Here is a 19,984-nt window from a genome sequence, read left to right as displayed (position 1 = left end):
TTCAGATCCCCGCCTGCTGGCGTTGCCGCTTGAGATGCGGTGGCATCTCGGCATAGAGCCCTTCGAACATGTCGCGGATCGACGGCTTGCCGCCGGCATGCAGCGTGCCGTGCGATTCGGCTTCCTTCTGCGCGGCGATGACGGTTTCCAGGATCTCGGTTTCGGCCTGGGCGTGGCGTTCATCCGACCAGACGCCGCGATGGATGAGATGGTTCTTCAGCCGCACCACCGGGTCGCCCAGCGGCCAGGCCTCCGATTCCGCCTTCGGCCGATAGGCCGAGGGGTCGTCCGAGCTTGAATGCGCCCCAGCGCGATAGGTCACATATTCGATCAGCGTCGGCCCGAGATTGGCGCGCGCGCGTTCCGCCGCCCATTTCGCCACCGCATGCACGGCAAGATAGTCGTTGCCGTCGACCCGCAGGGCCGGAATGCCGAAACCGAGACCACGCGCCGCGAAGGTGCCGGCGCCGCCGCGCGCGATACCCTGGAAGGTCGAAATCGCCCACTGGTTGTTGACGATGTTGAGGATGACCGGGGCCTTGTAGGTGGAGGCAAACACCAGCGCCGAATGGAAATCCGATTCCGCGGTCGAGCCGTCGCCGATCCAAGCCGCGGCGATGCGCGTGTCGCCGCTGATCGCGGAGGCCATCGCCCAGCCAACCGCCTGGATGTACTGGGTGGCCAGATTGCCGGAAATCGAGAAGAAGCCGTGCTCCTTCGACGAATACATGATCGGCAGCTGCCTTCCTTTCAGCGGATCGGCCTCGTTCGAATAGATCTGGTTCATCATCGTGACCATCGGATAGTCGTCGGCGATCAAAAGCCCGGCTTGCCGATAGGTCGGGAAATTCATGTCGCCCTTGTCGAGCGCCTTGCGGAAGGCGCAGCTTACCGCCTCCTCGCCCAGATGCTGCATGTAGAAGGAAGTCTTGCCCTGGCGCTGCGCCATCTGCATGCGCACATCGAAGGCTCTCAGCGTCATCATGTGACGCAGGCCTTCCAGGAGTTCCTGATCGCTGAGCATGTCGGCCCAGGGACCGACGGCTTCGCCGGCACGATCCAGGACGCGGATGATCGAAAAGGCGAGGTCGCGGACTTCACGCGGATCGACATCGATCGGCGGTTTCGGCACGGAGCCGGCCTTGGGAATGGGAACGTTGGAGAAATCCGGAGTTCCACCCGGCCTTACCTCCGGTTCCGGAACATGAAAGCGCAACTTCCCGGCTTCGGCCATGGGCTCTCGTCCTCCACTGCGTTGGAACGTCGAACGCCCATGCGGACGCCCAGGAGACGTTCCATCACTTTCAATCTGTGATGTTGGCATATCTTCGACGCTGAAGCAGCGTCAAAGTACCTCCACCGTGTTTGCCTCTCCCAGCACGGTGCCCTCAGCCCCGGCGGCGGCGCAATGTTGCAGGAAACGCACGTAATATCCCGTCTCATCCATGCCTGTTGCGGCAACAAATGAGATTGCTTGCCATCGCTTGTATTCCAAAAGCTGCCGCAGATGCTGTGAGTGTCCACAAGCCTTCAGATTCGCGTCCCACGCTTTCGCTCCTCGATTTGGCGCAAGTCGCCGTGGCAAAACCTCAGCACGCATTTGCGCGACATGCTTTGAGCGCCGCATCGTGCTAGGGGACCACCATGGCACAGAAAAAAGCCTCTGAAGTCGATTCGTGGCTGGCCCGGCCGGACTCCGGCACCTGGCTGGTGCTGATCTATGGCCCGGACCGCGGGCTGGTAGCGGAGCGCGCGCGGGCTTTCGCAGCGCGTACCGGACTGCCGCTCGATGATCCCTTCTCAGTGGTGAAACTGGATGCCGGTGACGCCGACCGCGACCAGGGTCGCTTGCTCGATGAAGCCCGCACCGTGCCGATGTTTTCCGATCGGCGTCTGCTGTGGTTGCGCAACGCCGGTGCCCAGAAGAACCTCGCCGATGACGTCAAGGCCTTGCTGGCCGAGCCACCGCGTGATGCCATCGTGCTGATCGAGGCCGGCGATCTGAAGAAAGGCGTGGGATTGCGGGCCACCGTCGAGGCAGCAAATGGTGCCATGGCCTTGCCCTGTTATGCCGATGATGCGCGCGATATCGAGACCGTCATAGATGACGAACTCGGCAAGGCCGGCATGACCATGACGCTCGAAGCCCGCCAAACCTTGCGTCGCAGTCTCGGCGGAGACCGCCTCGCTTCGCGCGGCGAAGTCGAGAAGCTGGCGCTTTATGCGCACGGCCGCGGTGAAATTACGCTGGAAGATGTACGCGTTCTGACCGGCGACGTCTCCGGACAATCCTTCGACGATGCGGTCGACGCGGTGCTGGCTGGCAAGCTGGAAGATTTCGATATGGCTTTCACCCGCCAATGCCAGGCTGGCGGCCAGCCATTCCTGGCGCTGGCTGCCGCGATGCGGCAGTTCCAGGCGCTGCATGCGATGCGTGGCGCAATGGAAGCCAGCGGCGCTCGCAATGCGGCGGCGGTCGTTGCCGCCCACAAGCCGCCGGTTTTCTTCACGCGCCGCCGTTTGATCGAAACCGCGTTGGAACGTTGGAGTTCCGAAGGCCTGAACCGAGCGCTGGCGCGGCTTCAGGCCGCTGTCCTGCAGACACGGAGGCGATCCGACCTTGCCGAGCCGATTGCCCGGCAGGCTCTGCTGGGCATCGCCGTGGAAAGCGCGCGGCTGGCGCAACGACGGTAGAGCAGACGCTACGGGATATGTAGCGGTTTTCCGTACGGCAAAGCAGTGAAGCGTTTCCTGAAGAGCGAAACGCTTCACGCGAAGCTTAATTGCCAACAAAGCTATTGTCTTACAATAACTTAGCGCGAATCAACCGATGTCGAATCAGCGGCTCAGGCCTGTTTCAACCGCCGGCAGAGGTCGTCGAGTTGGTCGAGCGAACGGTACGAGACACGCAGCTCGCCGCCGCCACTCTTGTGCGCGATCACCACTTTCATGCCGGTAACATCGGACAGCAGCTTTTCCAGCGCCAGCGTATCCGGGTCCTTCTCCGTGGGGGGCGAGAGCTTCGCTTCGCGCTGCGCCTGGACCGGCATCTGCGCGAGCGCTTCGGCTTGACGGACGGAAAGCCCTTCTTCCACGATGCGTTTGGCAAGTCCTGCCGGATCCTGTGCGGTGACCAGCGTACGCGCATGCCCTGCCGACAAGGACCCGTCGACCAGCAGGTCGCGGATCACATCCGGCAGCTTCAGAAGCCTTAGCGTGTTGGCGACGTGGCTGCGGCTCTTGCCGATAACCTGGCCGAGATCGGCCTGGCTATAGCCGTGATCGTCGATCAGCTGTTGGTAGCCAAGCGCTTCTTCAACCGCGTTGAGATCGGCACGCTGTACGTTTTCGATGATCGCCAACTCGAGTGCCGTACGGTCATTGACCTCGCGTACGATCACCGGAATCTCGATGAGGCCGGCGCGTTGCGCTGCCCGCCAACGCCGTTCGCCGGCAATGATTTCGTAACGGCCCTGTTGTGCGGGCGAAGAGCGCACCACCACCGGCTGAACCACGCCATGCTCGCGGATCGACTGCGCCAGGTCCGTCAGTTCGGCATCGCCGAAATGGCGGCGTGGATTGCGCGGATTGGGGGAGACGAATTCGATCGGCACCTTGCCGTCCGCTGCCGGGCGCGGCTGTTCGGCAGCCGCACTCGCAGGCCGGTCGATCTCGCCGATCAGTGCCGCAAGCCCTCGTCCCAGCCGCTTTCTCGAAGGATCGTCGTTCATCTCAGGTCTTCCAGGTCGTTTCGCTCAGTCAATCCAGGAAAGATGTGTTTTTCGCCCGGAATTGTGTAAAAACAAGGAGTTGGAGCTTTTCGTTTTCACGGAACGCTCCAATGTACGAACTATGCAGCCCGCAGCTGGCGCTCGCGGCGAATCACTTCCGAAGCCAGCTGCAGATAGGCCTGGCTGCCGGAACATTTGAGGTCGTAGAGGATCGCCGGCTTGCCGTAGGACGGCGCTTCCGACACGCGCACATTGCGTGGGATGATCGTCTCATAGACCTTGTCGCCCATATAGGCGCGCACGTCCTGTACGACCTGGTTGGCGAGGTTGTTGCGGCCATCGAACATGGTGAGCACGATGCCCTGGATGCTCAAACTCGGGTTGATTGACCCGCGCACCTGCTCGACAGTCTCGAGCAGTTGGCTGAGACCTTCCAGTGCAAAGAACTCACACTGCAACGGAACCAGCACCGAATCGGCTGCCGCCATCGAATTCAGCGTCAGCAGGTTGAGTGAGGGCGGACAATCGATCAGCACATAGCTGAACTTGTCGGAGGCGTGGATGGCGTTGCGCAGCCGCAGGACACGGTCCGGCGCCGAGGCGATCTCCATTTCGATGCCGAGCAGGTCGAGCGTCGAAGGCACGATCGATAAGCCAGGCACGGCCGTCGGCATTGCCGCGGCTTCCAGATCGAGCTGACCGGTGAGCACATCATAGGAAGAGACGGCACGATCGCGACGGTCGATGCCGAGCCCGGTGCTCGCATTACCCTGCGGGTCGAGGTCGACGATCAGCACCCGCTCACCGATCGCGGCAAGCGCCGTTGCAAGGTTGATGGCGGTGGTCGTCTTGCCGACGCCGCCCTTCTGATTGGCAACCGTAATGATCCTGGGTCCGGTGGAGGTCATGGTTTTCCGCCACAAATTCATTTCGCTAGCATCACACGTTGAATCAAACTCTGCGAACATTTCGCAGCTCAAGCACAACCCCTTGTGGGTCGATCATGCTTGGATGTTCTACCAGATCGAAGCGCCAGCGGTGAGTGCTTTCTTCGATTTCCCGCTGATAATCCCGGCCTTTGTGGAACAAAGCACGCGCGCCCGAGCCCAGCCAGGGCTCGGTGAGATCAAGAAGATCGATCAGCGAAGCCAGTGCCCGCGCTGTAACGATCTCCGGTGCGCCGACAAGCGGATATGAATCTTCAATCCGCCGGGCAACGACCCGCGCGGGCAATCGAAACTGCCCCACGGTTGCCTGCAGAAAACCGGTCTTCTTGCGATTGCTCTCAACAAGATCGATAGACCCACCGCGCTCGCCGAGCAGAAAAGCCATCACCAGTCCAGGAAAGCCGCCGCCGGAACCGATATCGACCCAGCGCTTTGCTGTCGGTTCTATCGCTGCAAGCTGCGCACTATCCAGGATATGCCGCCGCCAGACGTCGCCCTCAGTCGAGGACGCAACGAGATTTATGCTTCTGTTCCATTTCAGGAAGTGCGTCTCAAAGGCCTCAAGTGCCGCAAACGTTTCACGTGAAACGTTCCCAGCCACTTTCCGCAAACTCTCATAGGATGCAGCGCTCACGCGGCACCCTTCTCGACGATTTCTGCATTTCGGATATGAGCCACAATCACGGCCAGGGCTGCGGGAGTCATCCCCTCCATGCGCTGGGCCTCGGCGATCGACCGCGGTTTGCGATCGCGCATTTTCTGCTTGAGTTCATTAGACAGTCCGGCCACAGCGCCGAAATCAAGCCCTGTTGGAATCTGCCGACCTTCTTCCCGTCGCAATTGCTCCGCATCCGCCCTCTGACGATCCAGATAGACAGAATACTTTGCTTCGATCTCCAGGGCTTCTGCCGTCTTGGCATCGAAGGCCCCAAACTGCGAATCGATCCTGGCCAACCAGGCCATATCGACATCCGGATACGCCAGCAGCTCATAAGCGGAGCGCCGAACTCCATCCCTGTTGATCTCCAGGCCATGGCTGGCCGCCTCGTTCGGAGTGAATCGGATCTGCTTCGCCAGCTCACGCGCTGTGTCGATCCGTGTCCTGATCTCTTCGAAGCGGCGGGTTCGCTCCACCGACACGATACCGAGGTCGATGGCTTTGCCGGTCAAACGCTCATCGGCATTGTCGGCGCGCAATGACAACCTGAACTCCGCGCGCGATGTGAACATGCGGTAAGGCTCAGCGATGCCTCGGCTTGTGAGATCATCGATCATTACCCCGATGTAAGCTTCAGTGCGGCTGAACACGACCTGACTGCTACCGCCCGCGCGGCGCGCCGCGTTCAAACCCGCGACAAGCCCCTGCGCCCCGGCCTCCTCGTATCCCGTCGTGCCATTGATCTGGCCGGCAAGAAACAACCCCTGAACCTTGCGGGTCTCGAGCGACTGGTGCAGTTCACGCGGATCGACGTGGTCATACTCGATGGCATAGCCCGGCTGCAGCATCGTGGCGCGCTCAAGGCCTGGAATCGTCTTGAGCAACTCAAGCTGCGCATCTTCCGGCAGCGATGTCGAAATTCCGTTCGGGTAGACCGTCGGATCATCGAGACCTTCGGGTTCCAGGAAGATCTGATGACCCTCGCGGTCGCCGAACTTGACGATCTTGTCCTCGATGGACGGGCAATAACGCGGCCCTACCCCTTCGATCTCGCCGGAGTACATGGCGGAGCGATTGAGATTGGCGCGGATAACGGCGTGCGATTGCGGAGTTGTGCGCGTAATACCGCAATCGATCTGCGGGTTGCGGATGCGATCCGTCATCAGGGAGAACGGAACCGGGTTCTCATCTGCGGCCTGGCTTTCCAGAACTTTCCACTCGATCGTGCGTCCATCCAGCCGCGGCGGTGTGCCTGTCTTCAGACGACCGAGCTTGAAGCCAATGCGCTCCATGGTTGCCGACAGGCCAACGGATGCTTGTTCGTTCATGCGTCCGGCTACGATCTTGCGGTCGCCGATATGGATCAATCCGCGCAGGAATGTGCCGGTGGTCAACACCACAGAGCCACAAGACAGACGTCGGCCGTCAGCCAACACCACCGCTGAGACGATGTTGTCGCTGACCTCGAGATCGAAAACCTCGCCTTCGATCACGTCGAGATTTGGCTGGGCCTGGATGGCATCCTGCATCGCCAGCCGGTACAGCTTGCGATCCGCCTGCGTACGAGGACCGCGCACGGCAGGACCCTTGCGGCGATTCAGCAAGCGAAACTGGATACCACCAGCATCGGCGACGCGGCCCATCAGGCCGTCCATAGCATCGATCTCGCGAACGAGATGACCTTTGCCGAGACCGCCAATGGCGGGATTGCAGGACATCACGCCGATGGTATCGAAGCGCAACGTGACCAAAGCACAGCGTGCACCAGCGCGGGCTGCCGCGCTGGCAGCCTCGCAACCGGCATGGCCGCCTCCAACCACGACGACGTCGTAGCTGCTGATCATTGTTTGTGCTCCAGGAGTTTCGTTAGCGCTGTCATGTTCTTCCGAATGATTCCTGTCAAGAAAAACCGAACGTTTCACGTGAAACACGTGCCAGTTGTGATCTGTAGACAGGGCTATTGTTTCACGTGAGTCAGCCTGCCCGGGATGTTTCACGTGAGTCACCCTCGCGCGGGTGCGTCCTCTGATCTGGCGCATGGCGGGTGGTGCGGCCACCACCGCTTTTCCGAAAGTCGGTTCCGGTACTCGGGGTGAAGCACCGGTGTTTCACGTGAGTCACTTCCCAATACAGAACTGCGAGAAGATCACGTCGAGCAGATCCTCGACGTCGACAATGCCGACAATCCGGCCAAGCCGTTCTCCAGCCAGCCGTAAATCTTCTGCCTGAAGTTCCAAGTCTGTCTGGATAAGCGCTCTCTCGATGAACGCCTTGCCCTCCTCCAGCAGTTCGACATGCCGCAAGCGCGTCGGCATCAAGCTTCCTGCAGCTCCGCTGGCGCTTTCCGCCAGTTCTCCAAGCGTTCCAAGCAGTTGATCCATACCGGCGCCTGTCTTCGCAGAGACAACAAGATCGAAAGTATCGTCCGCCTTCGTATCGGGGCGGAGCAGGTCCATCTTCGTCCCGATGCGAAGCAGACGTGGTCCAACCGGTAACTCAATATCCGCCGGTGCGACCGTCACGTCCTGCAGCACCACAATCAGGTCCGCACTTTCCGCGCGGTTCCTCGCTCTCTGAATGCCTATGCCTTCAATCGTGCCGGCTTGCTCTCTCAACCCGGCGGTATCCGTCAACCGGACTTTCAGGCCATGCAGATCCAGTACGACTTCAAGCAGATCACGTGTCGTTCCGGGTTCATCACTGACAATTGCGGCTTCACGCCGGGCCAGCGCATTGAACAGGCTCGACTTCCCGGCATTCGGCGCGCCAAGGATCACCACATCGAAGCCTTCCCGGATGATCTCACCGGCATGAAATCCGCGAACATGCGCGGTGATCTCACTGGAAAGCTTGCGCATATCAGACCAGACGGTATCGGAGACGGAGCCTGGAATATCGTCTTCATCAGCGAAGTCGATCTCAGCCTCGATCATCGCGCGCGCATGGATCAACCGCCGGCGCCAACCATCGTAAAGTTCGCTCTGGGCGCCGCTCGCATTGAGCAGGGCAAAACGGCGCTGTGATTCGGTTTCGGCATTGATCAGGTCAGCGAGAGCTTCGGTCTCGACGAGGTCAAGCTTGCCGTTCAGGAAAGCTCGTCTGGTAAATTCACCGGGTTCAGCATGACGGATGCCGTCAATAGCGGTCAATGTCCGCAGCAGAGCAGACACCACAGCCTTGCCACCGTGGACCTGAAACTCCGCGACGTCCTCACCGGTGAAGCTGGCCGGCCCAGGGAAGAAGATCAGCAACCCGGTGTCGATCACGGATCCATCGGGCTGCCTCAGCCGTCGCAGCACCGCCTCGCGTCCGGGTATACATCCGCCCAGAATCGTTTCGAGAGCGAATCGAGTCCTGGAGCCCGACAAACGCACCACCGCGACACCGGCGGGCGGCTTTCCACTCGATAACGCAACGATCGAATCTGAAAATCTCATTGTCCGCTCTTCGAAATGCCCTACCCTCCATGACATAGAGAACAGGCTGGAACCGTGATTTTACCGCAAAAGAATCTGCTCGCTGAAGAAGCAAGTCCCTATCTGCGCCAACATGCGCAGAATCCCGTTCACTGGCGAGCCTGGTCACAGGCAGCGTTGGATGAAGCGAGCACACTGGATCGCCCGATCCTGCTTTCCGTCGGTTATGCCGCCTGTCACTGGTGCCATGTCATGGCGCATGAAAGTTTCGAGAACGACGAAATCGCCGGCGTCATGAACCGGTTCTTCGTCAACATCAAGGTTGATCGCGAAGAACGACCCGACATCGACCAGATCTATATGGCCTCGCTCTCTGCCATGGACGAGCAAGGCGGCTGGCCGCTGACCATGTTTCTGACCCCTGATGGCAAGCCGTTTTGGGGTGGGACTTACTTTCCGCCACGTTCGCGCTACGGCCGGCCGGGTTTCGTCCAGGTGCTCGAGGCGGTCGAAAAGGCCTGGCGGGAGAAGCGGGACAGCCTGAACCAGAGCGCCGGCGGCTTGATCACTCACGTCGCCTCGCGGCTCTCGGCAACGCAGCCCAAAGCTCTGCTTGATCGGCAGACCCTGCCACACCTGGCAGACGGCATCGAAGGCATGATCGATTGGAACGATGGCGGGCTGAAGGGCGCTCCGAAGTTTCCGAACGCACCCTTCGTGACAGCGCTCTGGCTTTCCTGGCTACAAACCGGGAAGGCAGCTCATCGCGATGCCGTTCTCCTGACCCTGCGGAAGATGCTGGCAGGTGGCATCTACGACCATGTCGGTGGCGGCCTCTGCCGCTATTCGACCGACGCTTACTGGACCGTGCCGCATTTCGAGAAAATGCTCTACGACAACGCCCAGCTGCTGCGCATGGCAAACTGGGCCTTTGCCACCACGCACGACGAACTGTTCCGGATACGAATCGAAGAGACCATCGACTGGCTTTCGCGCGAAATGCGCAGCGAAAACGGTGCATTTGCTTCCAGTCTGGATGCCGACAGCGACGGCGAAGAAGGCCTTTTCTACACCTGGAGCAAGGACCAGGTCGCCGGGGCCCTGCAGTCCGATCTCCCTGCCTTCGCAGCCTGTTATGATCTCGCTGCTCCCTCCAACTGGGAAGGCAAACCAATTCTGCGCCAAACCGATGCGCAACGGGAGTGGGAAGTCGCAAACTATCCGATTGTTGCTGGCCTGAAGGCGAGGCTCCTCGCAAACCGAGCCATCCGAGTGCATCCGGGCCGAGACGACAAGGTGCTGACTGACTGGAACGGCCTGCTGATCACGGCTCTGGCCGAATGTGGTCGCAACTTCGCGCGAAATGACTGGGTCGATCTCGCCGCCCAGGCCTTTGCCGGCATCCTCGCGGCCGCCGAGAACAGCCGCTTTCCACATTCCATTCTCGGCGACAGGAAATTGTTCCCCGCCCTATCCAGCGACTATGCGGCCATGATCACGGCCGCAACGGCGCTGTTCGAAGCAACCGATGATGCAAGCTATATAGGCATCGCCAGAAACCTGGCTGAGCAGCTGGACCGATGGCATGCCGACACAGACCGTACCGGATATTTTCTGTCCGCTTCGGACAGCAGCGATGTGCCGATCCGCATCCGCGGCGATGCCGACGAAGCCATAGCGTCCGCCACCGGGCAGATCATCGAAGCCTTGACGCGGCTGGCGACCGTAACAGGCGACATCGCGTTGTACGAAAAAGCGCTCACGGTGGCCGAGCATGCCCTGGGCCGCGCCGGTCAGCAGACCTATGGCCAGGCCGGTATCGTCAATTCCTGTGCTCTGGCGCTCGAGCCGCTGAAGCTGCTTATCGGTGAGGATCCGGGCCAGCCAAGCCTCGTTGCGGTGGCGAATCGAAATCCAGACCCGCGCCGCATAGACATCGCCGTTCCCCTCGGTGGCACGGCACCGAGCCTGCCCGGCGACGTCGTGCCCTCAACCGACAAACCCGGCGCCTATCTGTGCATAGCCCAGTCTTGCCTGCCGCCGGTCACCGACCCTGACGCGCTCGAGGAGCTGTTACGCGCAAAAGCACCATAGAGAACGCGTCAATCCGCGGCTCTGGCAATTGGCTAGCCGGACCCTGGTCCCAGCCGACTCCAGAGCATCCCGCCTTTCATCAATGTTCCCAGAAAGCAAAAGGCGCGCCCGAAGAGCGCGCCTTGCCGGAATGATCGATCGTGAACTTGCCGATCAGGTGTTCATCGAATCGAAGAAGTCGCCATTGGTCTTGGTCTGCTTCAGCTTGTCGATCAGGAACTCGATCGCATCGGTCGTGCCCATCGGCGCGAGAATGCGACGCAGCACGAAGATCTTCTGCAGATCCTGCCTCTGCACCAGCAGGTCTTCCTTACGGGTGCCAGACTTGAGGATGTCCATCGCCGGGTAGATGCGCTTGTCCGCAACCTTGCGGTCGAGCACGATTTCCGAGTTGCCGGTACCCTTGAACTCTTCGAAGATCACTTCGTCCATGCGGCTGCCAGTATCGATCAGTGCGGTCGCGATGATGGTCAGCGAACCGCCTTCCTCGATGTTGCGAGCAGCACCGAAGAAACGCTTCGGACGCTGCAGCGCATTGGCGTCGACACCGCCGGTCAGCACCTTGCCGGATGACGGCACTACGGTGTTGTAGGCGCGGCCGAGGCGGGTGATCGAATCGAGCAGGATGACGACGTCACGGCCATGCTCGACGAGGCGCTTGGCCTTCTCGATGACCATTTCAGCGACCTGCACGTGGCGAACGGCCGGCTCATCGAAGGTCGAGGACACTACCTCGCCCTTCACCGAACGCTGCATGTCCGTCACTTCTTCCGGACGTTCGTCGATCAGAAGCACGATCAGGTAGCATTCAGGGTGGTTGGCCGTGATGGAATGGGCGATGTTCTGCAACAGCACCGTTTTACCAGTACGCGGCGGCGCCACGATCAGACCACGTTGGCCTTTGCCGAGCGGTGCCACCAGATCGATGACACGGGCCGACAGGTCCTTGGTCGGCGCTTCGATTTCCATCTTCAGCCGCTCGTTCGGATAGAGCGGCGTCAGATTGTCGAAATGGATCTTGTGCCGGATCTTCTCCGGATCATCGAAATTGATGGTGTTGACCTTGAGCAGCGCGAAATAGCGCTCGCCTTCCTTCGGACTGCGGATCGGCCCTTCGACCGTATCGCCGGTCTTCAACGAGAAGCGACGGATCTGCGAGGGCGAGATGTAGATATCATCCGGACCCGGCAGGTAGTTGGCGTTGGCCGAGCGCAGGAAGCCGAAGCCGTCCTGCAGCACCTCGACGACGCCATCGCCGATGATCTCGATGTCCTGCGCGGCCAGCTTCTTGAGGATAGCGAACATCAGCTCCTGCTTGCGCATCACGCTGGCGTTCTCGACCTCGAGCGATTCGGCAAAAGCGATCAGATCGGTCGGTTTCTTGTTCTTGAATTCCTGGAGTTTCATTTCCTGCATGAGGAGGAGCCTAAGTGTAAAATGGGAAAATGGGCCGGCGAGAGAAATAGCCGAACGCGACCGAGAGGTAGGAAGCTGAATGGGGCGCGTGACGAGGAGAGACCCGTCTTGTACCGTCACACCATTCAAAGAGCAAGGCGCGAAATAACAGCTTCCGCCAGGCTTTCGCCGCTTAGAACGGCTTTACGATCACCAGCACGACAATGATGATCATCAGCAATGTGGGGATCTCGTTGACGATCCGCCAGTGTCTGGCCGGTTTTTCATTGCGATCTTCTGCGAATTTGCGCACCGCGGCCGACAGATAACCATGCACCGCCGACAGTGCCACCACGGCCGCGAGCTTGGCGTGCAGCCAGCCGCCCTGAAAGCCGAAGCCTTTCCAGGCCAGCCACAGGCCGAAGGCCCAGCTGATCACCATTGCCGGATTGATGATGCCACGCAGCAGGCGCCGCTCCATCACCTTGAAGGTCTCCGACTGCTGTGACCCGCGCTCGGTGTCGGCGTGATAGACAAACAGCCTCGGCAGATAAAGCATGCCAGCCATCCAGGAGATCACCGCAATCACATGGATGGCCTTGGCCCACGGATAGAAGTCCTCTGGCGCCACCAGGTAAAGCAGCGCCGCCAGAAACAGGAAGATCGCGATTGCGATCGCTGCCCGCCGCAAGGCATTGCCGCCGCTGGCTGTGCTGTTGCTGTCGGTCATCGACGGCTCCTCACCTGCTTCACCATCGCCTCGACATGCGCGATCGGCGTTTCCGGCGTAATGCCGTGGCCGAGATTGAAGATCAAAGGCCCGTCGGCAAGCGCATTCAGAATGGCATCCACGCCCTCTTGCAGCGCCCGCCCGCCCGCGACGAGCCGTAGCGGGTCCAGATTGCCCTGGACCGCGCCACCCTTCTGCAAGGCCTTCCCTGCGGTCAATGGCACGGTCCAGTCGAGACCAAGACCTGATATACCCGTCTTGCTGCGATAGGATGCGTAGTTGGCGCCGGCGCCCTTCGGAAAACCGATCACCGGCACATCCGGATGCACGGCATGGACCTGCCGCACGATCTCGGCCACCGGCTCGACACAAAAGGCCTGGAACGAGGCTTCGTCCAGGACGCCGGACCAGGAATCGAATATCTGCACGACATCCGCGCCGGCTTCGATCTGGCGAATGAGATAGGAGGCCGACTGATCGGCCAGTGTCTTCAGGAGCCGTTTAAAAGCTTCGGGTTCGCGATACGCAAACAGCCTGGCCGGCGCCTGGTCCGGCGTGCCGTGGCCGGCGATCATATAGGTCGCAACTGTCCAGGGCGCTCCACAGAAGCCGATCAAGGTGGTTTCATCCGGCAGTTTTCGGCGCAGTTGACGCACCGTCTCGTAAACCGGTGCCAGATTCACGTGAAACAGTTCGGTGTTCAACGCATCGATCTCATGAGCCTGGATCGGCGTCAGAAGCGGCCCACGGCCCTCCTCGAAGCGCAGATCGCGACCGAGCGCGTGTGGTACCACCAGGATGTCGGAGAACAGGATCGAGGCATCAAAGCCGAAGCGTTCGATCGGTTGCAGCGTCACCTCTACCGCAAGGTCCGGATTGTAGCAGAGATCGAGGAAGCTGCCCGCCCGCCTTCTGGTCTCCCGGTACTCAGGCAGATAGCGGCCCGCCTGGCGCATCATCCAAAGCGGAGGCGGTGAAACCGTCTCCCCCTTCAGCACTTCAAGCACAGTCCGTCTGGCAGCCATGAGCTCGCTTTCGAAAGCCTATCTATAACTAAAAAGGATTCTAAAAGAGTCTTCTGATTCTACGAGTCTGTTGGAATCGGGGATGTCGAGCTGTCCAGCATCGGACACCAAAACACCAGTCTCCATAATGTCGCGCGCTATTTTCCGCGGTTTTGAGAACAGTGGGGAAAACCCGAATCCATATTTGGAATCAAAGCACTGGCCGACGTGATCTTTTGTCTCTGCTGTGAACTGCATCCAGCCAGATTCCATCGTCCCCAGACTTGTCCCCAAGGGCCGCAAAAAGCTGACAGCGCCATCAATTGTGGACAAATGGCCATCTGATACAGTCGGTTTTGCACACCCGCCGGATTGGTCCCGACTTATCCACATCCACCCACAGCACCACGCGAGCCCTTGTGAACAAACCGCAAAGCTTCTTTCACCTGCACCTGATCTCCGACGCCACCGGGGAGACTTTGTTGGCCGCCGGGCGCGCTGCATCGGCGCAATACAAGGATGCGCGCGCCATCGAGCATATCTATCCGCTCATCCGCACCGAAAAGCAGCTGATGAAGGTGTTCGACGACATCGAGGAAGAGCCAGGCATAGTGCTCTACACGGTTGTTGATCAGGCGCTTGCCCACCGTATCGACGAGCGTTGTGCTGCGATGGGCCTGCCATGCGTGTCGGTGCTGGAGCCTGTACTGACTGTCTTCCAATCCTATCTGGGCACACCTGCCGGTCGGCGCGTCGGCGCCCAGCATGTGCTCGATGCCGAATATTTCCGCCGCATCGACGCCCTGAACTTCACCATGGAGCACGACGACGGCCAGCTGCCGCTCGACATGGAACAGGCCGATGTCGTGCTGATCGGCATCTCCCGCACCTCGAAGACACCGACCTCGATCTACCTGGCCAACCGTGGCATCAAGACCGCTAACATCCCGATCGTGCTCGGCGTTCCGGTGCCTCCGGCGCTGGTCGAAGCCAAGACACCGCTGGTGGTCGGCCTGGTGGCGACAGCCGAGCGCATCTCGCATGTGAGGCAGAACCGCCTGCTGGGCTCGACCACCGGCTTTGATTCCACCGCTTATGTCGATCGCGCCTCCATCAATGAAGAATTGACCTATGCCCGCCAGCTGTGCGGGCGCCATGGCTGGCCGACCATCGACGTCAGCCGCCGCTCCATCGAAGAAACGGCCGCTGCCATCGTTGCCCTGCTGCGCGAGAAGACGCGGTAGAGACACTCCTTCCGCCCGTTTCCAAAGACCGGGAGCTATTTCGGCGTTCGGCAACGCCTTTCATGGTGCCCCAAACAAGTGTCTTGACTTTAATACGTACGTACGTATTAAATGGTTCATGGCTAGACACTCACTCCGCGAAAACCTTCTCGACGCCGGTTTCCAGACGATCTGGGATGCCGGTTATGCCGCCGCCGGTGTCCGCGATATCGTCGCCGCGGCTGGAGCCAAACCCGGTTCCTTCACCAACCACTTCCCGTCCAAGGAAGCCTTCGTCGGCGAGGTGATCGAACGCTACTTCGCTTATGTCTCCGGGCTGGTCGAACAGGGCCTGGCCGACGACGGCACACCGCCGGTCAAGCGATTGCGGCGCTATCTCGATCTCATCACCTCGAAGCTGGAGGCTGCTGACTGGTCGCGCGGTTGCATGGTCGGCAATCTCAGCCTCGAGACGGTCGTGCACAGCGAGCCGCTTCGGCTTCAACTGGTGTCCATTTTCGAGCGCTGGCGCAGGCCCTTTGCCGATTGCATTGCCGAGGGCCAGGCGGCTGGCCAGATCACGGATCGCTTCAGCGCCATCGATCTTGCCGATTTCCTGCTCTCCTCGTGGCAGGGCGCGATGTTGCGCATGAAGGTCGAGCGCAGTCCGGAACCGCTGGAGCGGTTCAAAGCCATCGTTTTTGCAACTGTCTTTGGAGGCGTTTCGTCATGACCGAACAACAAGCAGGGCGCCACGAGGTGGCGGTACTCGATTCAACGATGAGCTACGTCGAAGCAGGCAGCGCCGGTCCGACCGTCCTGTTCCTGCACGGCAATCCGACCTCGTCCTATATCTGGCGCAACATCATCCCGCATGTGTCGCCGATTGCACGTTGCATTGCTCCTGATCTCATCGGCTATGGTCAGTCCGGCAAGCCGGACATCGCGTACCGGTTCTTCGACCAGGTGCGCTACCTCGACGCTTTCATCGAAAAGATGGACATCCGCGATGTCGTGCTGGTGGCGCAGGATTGGGGGACAGCGCTTGCCTTCCACTTCGCCGCGCGGCGGCCGCAACGGGTGCTTGGGCTCGCCTTCATGGAATTCATCCAGCCTTTCGCCCTCTGGGAAGACTTCCACCAGCGGCCGCAGGCACGAGACCTGTTCAGGGCGTTCCGTACGCCGGGACAAGGAGACAAGCTTGTGCTTGACGACAACATCTTCATCGAACGCGTGCTGCCAAACTCGGTGCTGCGGACGATGACCGAGGATGAGATGGATGCCTACCGGGCGCCATTCCCGACAGCCGAGACCCGCAAGCCGATCCTTGCCTTGCCCAACGACATGCCGATCGAGGGCAAACCGGCGGATGTCGCAGCCATTAGCACGCACGATCATCGCGCGCTCAGGGCGTCGACCTTTCCAAAGCTGCTCTTCCACGGCGATCCTGGTGCGCTGGTTTCACCAGAAGAGGCGCGCACCTTCGCGGCCCGGCTTACAAACTGCGACGTCATCAATCTCGGACCAGGTGCGCATTACCTGCAGGAAGACCATGCCGATGCGATCGGCTCAGCGCTGCAAGACTGGATCCCGGCGATCGCGACAAGGCCCCGCGAACTCGAAAGAGCTTGAGGCTGGACCATTTCGGTCGCAAACCCGGCAGGTGAGAGTTTCCTCCTGCCAGACTGTGTCAGGAAGCCTGATGGCGCGCCGCTCCGATCCGGATTAGGAGCATTTTGTAGCCAAGTGGAATCACTTGGCGTTACAAAAATGCGGCGAAAACAAAAACTTAGAGTGTTTCCGCGTTTCCGTGAAAAACGGAAACGCTCTGGGAGCAGGCTGACGGCTCAGTATAAGGCGAAAACGGGCATGACGGAAACACAGGCAGCGCCGGCGCTGAAGGAGATCTTCGACAGGGCACGGCTTGCCCATTTCGCCCGTGAAACCGCGGCGATTGCAGCGGGCTTCGATGCTGAACGGTTCCTGTCGCTCGCCACCAATGATCTCGACGCACTCGGTATCATGCAGCGGCTGCGCCAGACCGCGCTCAGCTTCCAGGCGACCCTGCCGGCCAGCTACGGCGAGGCGCTCGAAATCCTCGACGCGCTCGCTCCGCGCATCAACCACGGCTTTGCCTCGATCGTGCTTTCCGAATTTGTCGCGCTGCGCGGACAGGAGCATTTCGACCTTTCCATGCGGGCTTTGCACAATTTCACCCGCTATGGTTCGGCGGAGTTCGCCATCCGTCATTTCCTGGCACGCGATTTCGAGCGCACCCTGGAGGTCATGATCGGCTGGGCCGAAGACGACAACGAGCATGTCCGCCGCCTGGCCAGCGAAGGCTCGCGACCGCGCCTGCCCTGGTCGTTCAACCTTAAGACTCTGATTGCCGATCCCGCGCCGACGGCGCCAATTCTCGAAGCGCTGAAAAGCGATACCAGCCTCTATGTGCGCAAATCGGTTGCCAACCATCTCAATGACATCACCAAGGACAATCCGGGCAGGGTCATCGAACGGGTCGGCGGCTGGGACATGCAGGATGCCCACACCGCGTGGATCGTCAAACATGCCCTGCGCACACTGATCAAGAAGGGCGATGGGCGAGCCCTGCAGCTGATCGGCAGCACAGGCACGCCGCAGGTGGGTGTCGAACATTTCGCAGTGAAGCCGGCGAGAATTCAGCTCGGCGAGCGCATCGCGCTCGAGGCGCGGATGATTTCGACGGCGGACAGCGACCAGAAACTCGTGATCGACTACGCGATCCATTATGTGAAGAAGGCGGGAACGGCCTCCAAAAAGGTGTTCAAGCTGAAGGAAATCAGGCTGGCGCCGGACGCTACGGCAGAGCTTTCCATCAGCCAGGTCGTTCGCGACTTCACCACCCGCAAACATCATGCCGGCCATCATCGCGTCGAGCTGATCGTCAATGGCGAGGTCCTGGCCACCAGCGGGTTCGATCTCGCGCTGTAGGCGCAAAAGCGAGTTGCAGAACAAGGCCACTCTGTTGCTTGACCTCGCCCTTGGGGCTGGCCTTAGACAGGGGCATGACCCGTTCTCATCTGCTTGCCGGCCGCTTCGGCGCGGCCACCCGGCTTTCGCCCAAAGCACTGCGGCTCTATGCCGAGCAGGGCTTGCTGGTGCCGGCTTATGTCGATCCGCAGACCGGCTATCGCTACTATGCGGCGGACCAGGCGCCGCGGGCCCGGCTGATCGCGAGGCTGCGCCAGCTCGGCCTGCCGGTGGCACGCATCGCCGGGCTGCTGGAACTGTCGCCGCAGGCGCGTGCGATCGAACTGCGCACTTGGCTGGAGGCGCAGAGCGAACGTCTGTCCGGTCACGCGGAACTGGTCGAGGCGATGGCTCGCCAGGCAGAAACCGCAATGCCGCCGCTGGCGATCGCACTGCGCGATGTTGCAGCCACCAAGGTCGTAAGCCGGCGCCGACTGGTCAGCGTGACCGACCTGGATGACTATATGGCGCAGGCGGAAGCAGACATTCGCGCGCATCTGGCCGCCTCAGGCCGTCCCGGCGACGGGCCGATGTGCGTGCACCATCACGATCTCACCACCCGCGATAATGAAGGTCCCGTCGAGGTCGCGATTGCCTGCGAAGGTCCGGTCGATCCTGCTGACGACCTGCTGATCCGGCTGCTGCCCGCTCGCCGCGAAGCCTTCGTGCCCGTACCTGCCGGTCATGAGAACTTCCCGCTGGTGCTTTGCGTCTACGACGCACTCGAAGCCTGGATCGACCGGCAGGGCCTGATCGCCATCGACAGCCCCTATGAAATCTATCCCGGCAGCGTCGGCTCGGATTTCGACATCGCCTATCCGGTCAATTCCTGAAGAAAGCGCTCGTCATGCACATTCCCTATACCGGCTCCGGTCCCTACTGCTACGCCAACTCCTTCGCCATGATGTTCGGCGCGGCCGCGCCATCGGTCGCGGTGGTCGAGTTCGCCACGTCGAGCCCTTTTGGCATGCAGCTGATCGGCGGCAAGCTTCCCTTCTTCGACCCCTATGGCTGGGACCCCGAACTTAGTTTCGAAGACACGCTGGCCGCGCTCGGCTGGACATCTAATTGTGCCAAGGGCGGCGGCGCGGCAGAGGCCCTACTTCGGCTTAAGGCTGCGCTTGCTGACGGGCCGGTCTGGGTCGGCCCGCTCGAGATGGGCCATCTCAGGCATCAGCCGGGTATGACCGGTCCGATCGAAGCCGACCATTATGTGGTCGTGCTCGAGGTGGACGGCGACCGGGTGTTGATGCACGACCCGCAGGGCTATCCTTATGCAACGCTGCCGCTAGCGGATTTCATGGCCGCCTGGACGGCGAAGACGCTGAGCTACGGCACGCCTTTCACCATGCGCACCGGCTTCGCCAGGCAGCGGGAAATCTCCGAGCCGGAAGCCATCCGCGCCTCACTTCCAGCGGCCCGTCGATGGCTTTCCATGAAAGCCGCACCGAACATGCCCGAAGGCAGCCTCGGAAACGGCGCGGCGGCCGAAGCCTTGGCTGGACTGGTCGGCCGTGGTTGCAGCAAGGGTCTGCGCGCGCATCTCATCCATTTCGCGGTCCGGGTCGGCGCGCGTCGCGCCAACGATGCGGCGGCATGTCTGGCGCGCATCGGCCATGCGGAAGCCGCCGCTGTTGCAGCCGAACAGGCCCGCCTCATCGGCAGCCTGCAATATCCGCTGACGGCCCGGGACGACGCGGCGGCGGCCGCCCAGCTCATGAGACTGGCGCCGACCTATGACAGATTGCTGGCGGTGCTGTAGGCCCGCGTTTCCGTT

At 60.9% G+C, this 19,984-nt stretch carries 17 protein-coding genes; 8 read left to right on the top strand and 9 right to left on the bottom strand.

Annotation, left to right across the window (positions count from 1 at the left end):
• Nucleotide 1: 1 nt before the first annotated feature.
• The gene (locus tag AC3WTO_RS22960; protein WP_492463228.1) at nt 2-1,234 is read right to left on the bottom strand and encodes a 3-methyl-2-oxobutanoate dehydrogenase (2-methylpropanoyl-transferring) subunit alpha; all 1,233 of its coding nucleotides are present in this window, start codon (nt 1,232-1,234) and stop codon (nt 2-4) included.
• A gap of 410 nt (nt 1,235-1,644) precedes the next feature.
• Here AC3WTO_RS22960 and holA point away from each other — a divergent pair, with 410 nt between their 5' ends.
• Nucleotides 1,645-2,694, top strand: coding sequence for a DNA polymerase III subunit delta (gene holA / locus AC3WTO_RS22955; RefSeq protein ID WP_492463227.1), 1,050 nt, complete (start codon nt 1,645-1,647; stop codon nt 2,692-2,694).
• A gap of 152 nt (nt 2,695-2,846) precedes the next feature.
• Here holA and AC3WTO_RS22950 read toward each other — a convergent pair whose 3' ends face one another.
• From AC3WTO_RS22950 to mnmE, 5 genes are all read right to left on the bottom strand, one after another.
• The gene (locus tag AC3WTO_RS22950) at nt 2,847-3,731 is read right to left on the bottom strand and encodes a ParB/RepB/Spo0J family partition protein (RefSeq protein WP_492463226.1); all 885 of its coding nucleotides are present in this window, start codon (nt 3,729-3,731) and stop codon (nt 2,847-2,849) included.
• A 119-nt stretch (nt 3,732-3,850) separates the two neighbouring features.
• Complete coding sequence (locus AC3WTO_RS22945) at nt 3,851-4,639, bottom strand: ParA family protein (protein WP_492463225.1); 789 nt, start codon at nt 4,637-4,639, stop codon at nt 3,851-3,853.
• Between the two features lie 43 nt (nt 4,640-4,682).
• A complete protein-coding gene (gene rsmG, locus AC3WTO_RS22940) occupies nt 4,683-5,312 on the bottom strand; it encodes a 16S rRNA (guanine(527)-N(7))-methyltransferase RsmG (RefSeq protein ID WP_492463224.1) in 630 nt (209 codons plus the stop codon).
• The gene (mnmG, locus tag AC3WTO_RS22935; RefSeq protein WP_492463248.1) at nt 5,309-7,180 is read right to left on the bottom strand and encodes a tRNA uridine-5-carboxymethylaminomethyl(34) synthesis enzyme MnmG; all 1,872 of its coding nucleotides are present in this window, start codon (nt 7,178-7,180) and stop codon (nt 5,309-5,311) included. Before mnmG ends, rsmG begins: the two co-directional genes overlap by 4 nt.
• A gap of 273 nt (nt 7,181-7,453) precedes the next feature.
• Complete coding sequence (gene mnmE / locus AC3WTO_RS22930; protein ID WP_492463223.1) at nt 7,454-8,773, bottom strand: tRNA uridine-5-carboxymethylaminomethyl(34) synthesis GTPase MnmE; 1,320 nt, start codon at nt 8,771-8,773, stop codon at nt 7,454-7,456.
• Between the two features lie 54 nt (nt 8,774-8,827).
• On the opposite strand from mnmE, the gene AC3WTO_RS22925 reads away from it, so the two are divergent.
• Nucleotides 8,828-10,846, top strand: a complete 2,019-nt coding sequence (locus tag AC3WTO_RS22925; RefSeq protein ID WP_492463222.1) for a thioredoxin domain-containing protein — start codon at nt 8,828-8,830, stop codon at nt 10,844-10,846.
• Between the two features lie 153 nt (nt 10,847-10,999).
• On the opposite strand, the gene rho is transcribed toward AC3WTO_RS22925, so the two are convergent.
• The 3 genes from rho to hemE all read right to left on the bottom strand — a co-directional run bounded on the left by rho (nt 11,000) and on the right by hemE (nt 13,996).
• Nucleotides 11,000-12,262, bottom strand: coding sequence for a transcription termination factor Rho (rho, locus tag AC3WTO_RS22920; RefSeq protein ID WP_129412386.1), 1,263 nt, complete (start codon nt 12,260-12,262; stop codon nt 11,000-11,002).
• A 172-nt stretch (nt 12,263-12,434) separates the two neighbouring features.
• Nucleotides 12,435-12,971 carry a protoporphyrinogen oxidase HemJ gene (gene hemJ, locus AC3WTO_RS22915; protein ID WP_492463221.1) on the bottom strand — a complete coding sequence of 179 codons (537 nt, stop codon included), beginning with the start codon at nt 12,969-12,971 and terminating at the stop codon, nt 12,435-12,437.
• Nucleotides 12,968-13,996, bottom strand: a complete 1,029-nt coding sequence (hemE, locus tag AC3WTO_RS22910) for a uroporphyrinogen decarboxylase (RefSeq protein WP_492463220.1) — start codon at nt 13,994-13,996, stop codon at nt 12,968-12,970. Before hemE ends, hemJ begins: the two co-directional genes overlap by 4 nt.
• A gap of 398 nt (nt 13,997-14,394) precedes the next feature.
• Between hemE and AC3WTO_RS22905 the strand changes: the two genes are divergently transcribed.
• The 6 genes from AC3WTO_RS22905 to AC3WTO_RS22880 all read left to right on the top strand — a co-directional run bounded on the left by AC3WTO_RS22905 (nt 14,395) and on the right by AC3WTO_RS22880 (nt 19,969).
• Complete coding sequence (locus AC3WTO_RS22905; RefSeq protein WP_492463219.1) at nt 14,395-15,219, top strand: pyruvate, water dikinase regulatory protein; 825 nt, start codon at nt 14,395-14,397, stop codon at nt 15,217-15,219.
• Between the two features lie 118 nt (nt 15,220-15,337).
• A complete protein-coding gene (locus AC3WTO_RS22900) occupies nt 15,338-15,931 on the top strand; it encodes a TetR/AcrR family transcriptional regulator (RefSeq protein WP_492463218.1) in 594 nt (197 codons plus the stop codon).
• On the top strand, nt 15,928-16,830 hold the full coding sequence (locus tag AC3WTO_RS22895) for a haloalkane dehalogenase (RefSeq protein ID WP_492463217.1): 903 nt from the start codon (nt 15,928-15,930) through the stop codon (nt 16,828-16,830). The genes AC3WTO_RS22900 and AC3WTO_RS22895 overlap by 4 nt, the downstream gene beginning before the upstream one ends.
• Before the next feature lie 237 nt (nt 16,831-17,067).
• Nucleotides 17,068-18,168: a DNA alkylation repair protein gene (locus AC3WTO_RS22890; protein ID WP_492463216.1), complete on the top strand. Its 1,101-nt coding sequence runs from the start codon at nt 17,068-17,070 to the stop codon at nt 18,166-18,168.
• A 74-nt stretch (nt 18,169-18,242) separates the two neighbouring features.
• Nucleotides 18,243-19,040 carry a MerR family transcriptional regulator gene (locus AC3WTO_RS22885; protein ID WP_492463215.1) on the top strand — a complete coding sequence of 266 codons (798 nt, stop codon included), beginning with the start codon at nt 18,243-18,245 and terminating at the stop codon, nt 19,038-19,040.
• Nucleotides 19,041-19,054: 14 nt separating this feature from the next.
• Nucleotides 19,055-19,969: a YobF C-terminal domain-containing protein gene (locus AC3WTO_RS22880; protein WP_492463214.1), complete on the top strand. Its 915-nt coding sequence runs from the start codon at nt 19,055-19,057 to the stop codon at nt 19,967-19,969.
• Nucleotides 19,970-19,984: the final 15 nt, after the last annotated feature.

The organism is Mesorhizobium sp. EU05-FHT14A09, from assembly GCF_058790995.1.
This window is presented reverse-complemented; position numbering and strand designations above follow the sequence as displayed.

What these genes read in the sequence shown, in the direction of transcription:
- hemJ (WP_492463221.1), bottom strand. Translation starts at nt 12,971, where the DNA reads ATGACCGACAGCAACAGCACAGCCAGCGGCGGCAATGCCTTGCGGCGG.
- AC3WTO_RS22890 (WP_492463216.1), top strand. Translation starts at nt 17,068, where the DNA reads ATGACGGAAACACAGGCAGCGCCGGCGCTGAAGGAGATCTTCGACAGG.
- mnmE (WP_492463223.1), bottom strand. Translation starts at nt 8,773, where the DNA reads ATGAGATTTTCAGATTCGATCGTTGCGTTATCGAGTGGAAAGCCGCCC.
- rho (WP_129412386.1), bottom strand. Translation starts at nt 12,262, where the DNA reads ATGCAGGAAATGAAACTCCAGGAATTCAAGAACAAGAAACCGACCGAT.
- AC3WTO_RS22900 (WP_492463218.1), top strand. Translation starts at nt 15,338, where the DNA reads ATGGCTAGACACTCACTCCGCGAAAACCTTCTCGACGCCGGTTTCCAG.
- AC3WTO_RS22885 (WP_492463215.1), top strand. Translation starts at nt 18,243, where the DNA reads ATGACCCGTTCTCATCTGCTTGCCGGCCGCTTCGGCGCGGCCACCCGG.
- AC3WTO_RS22945 (WP_492463225.1), bottom strand. Translation starts at nt 4,639, where the DNA reads ATGACCTCCACCGGACCCAGGATCATTACGGTTGCCAATCAGAAGGGC.
- AC3WTO_RS22895 (WP_492463217.1), top strand. Translation starts at nt 15,928, where the DNA reads ATGACCGAACAACAAGCAGGGCGCCACGAGGTGGCGGTACTCGATTCA.
- hemE (WP_492463220.1), bottom strand. Translation starts at nt 13,996, where the DNA reads ATGGCTGCCAGACGGACTGTGCTTGAAGTGCTGAAGGGGGAGACGGTT.
- AC3WTO_RS22950 (WP_492463226.1), bottom strand. Translation starts at nt 3,731, where the DNA reads ATGAACGACGATCCTTCGAGAAAGCGGCTGGGACGAGGGCTTGCGGCA.
- holA (WP_492463227.1), top strand. Translation starts at nt 1,645, where the DNA reads ATGGCACAGAAAAAAGCCTCTGAAGTCGATTCGTGGCTGGCCCGGCCG.
- AC3WTO_RS22880 (WP_492463214.1), top strand. Translation starts at nt 19,055, where the DNA reads ATGCACATTCCCTATACCGGCTCCGGTCCCTACTGCTACGCCAACTCC.
- AC3WTO_RS22960 (WP_492463228.1), bottom strand. Translation starts at nt 1,234, where the DNA reads ATGGCCGAAGCCGGGAAGTTGCGCTTTCATGTTCCGGAACCGGAGGTA.
- mnmG (WP_492463248.1), bottom strand. Translation starts at nt 7,180, where the DNA reads ATGATCAGCAGCTACGACGTCGTCGTGGTTGGAGGCGGCCATGCCGGT.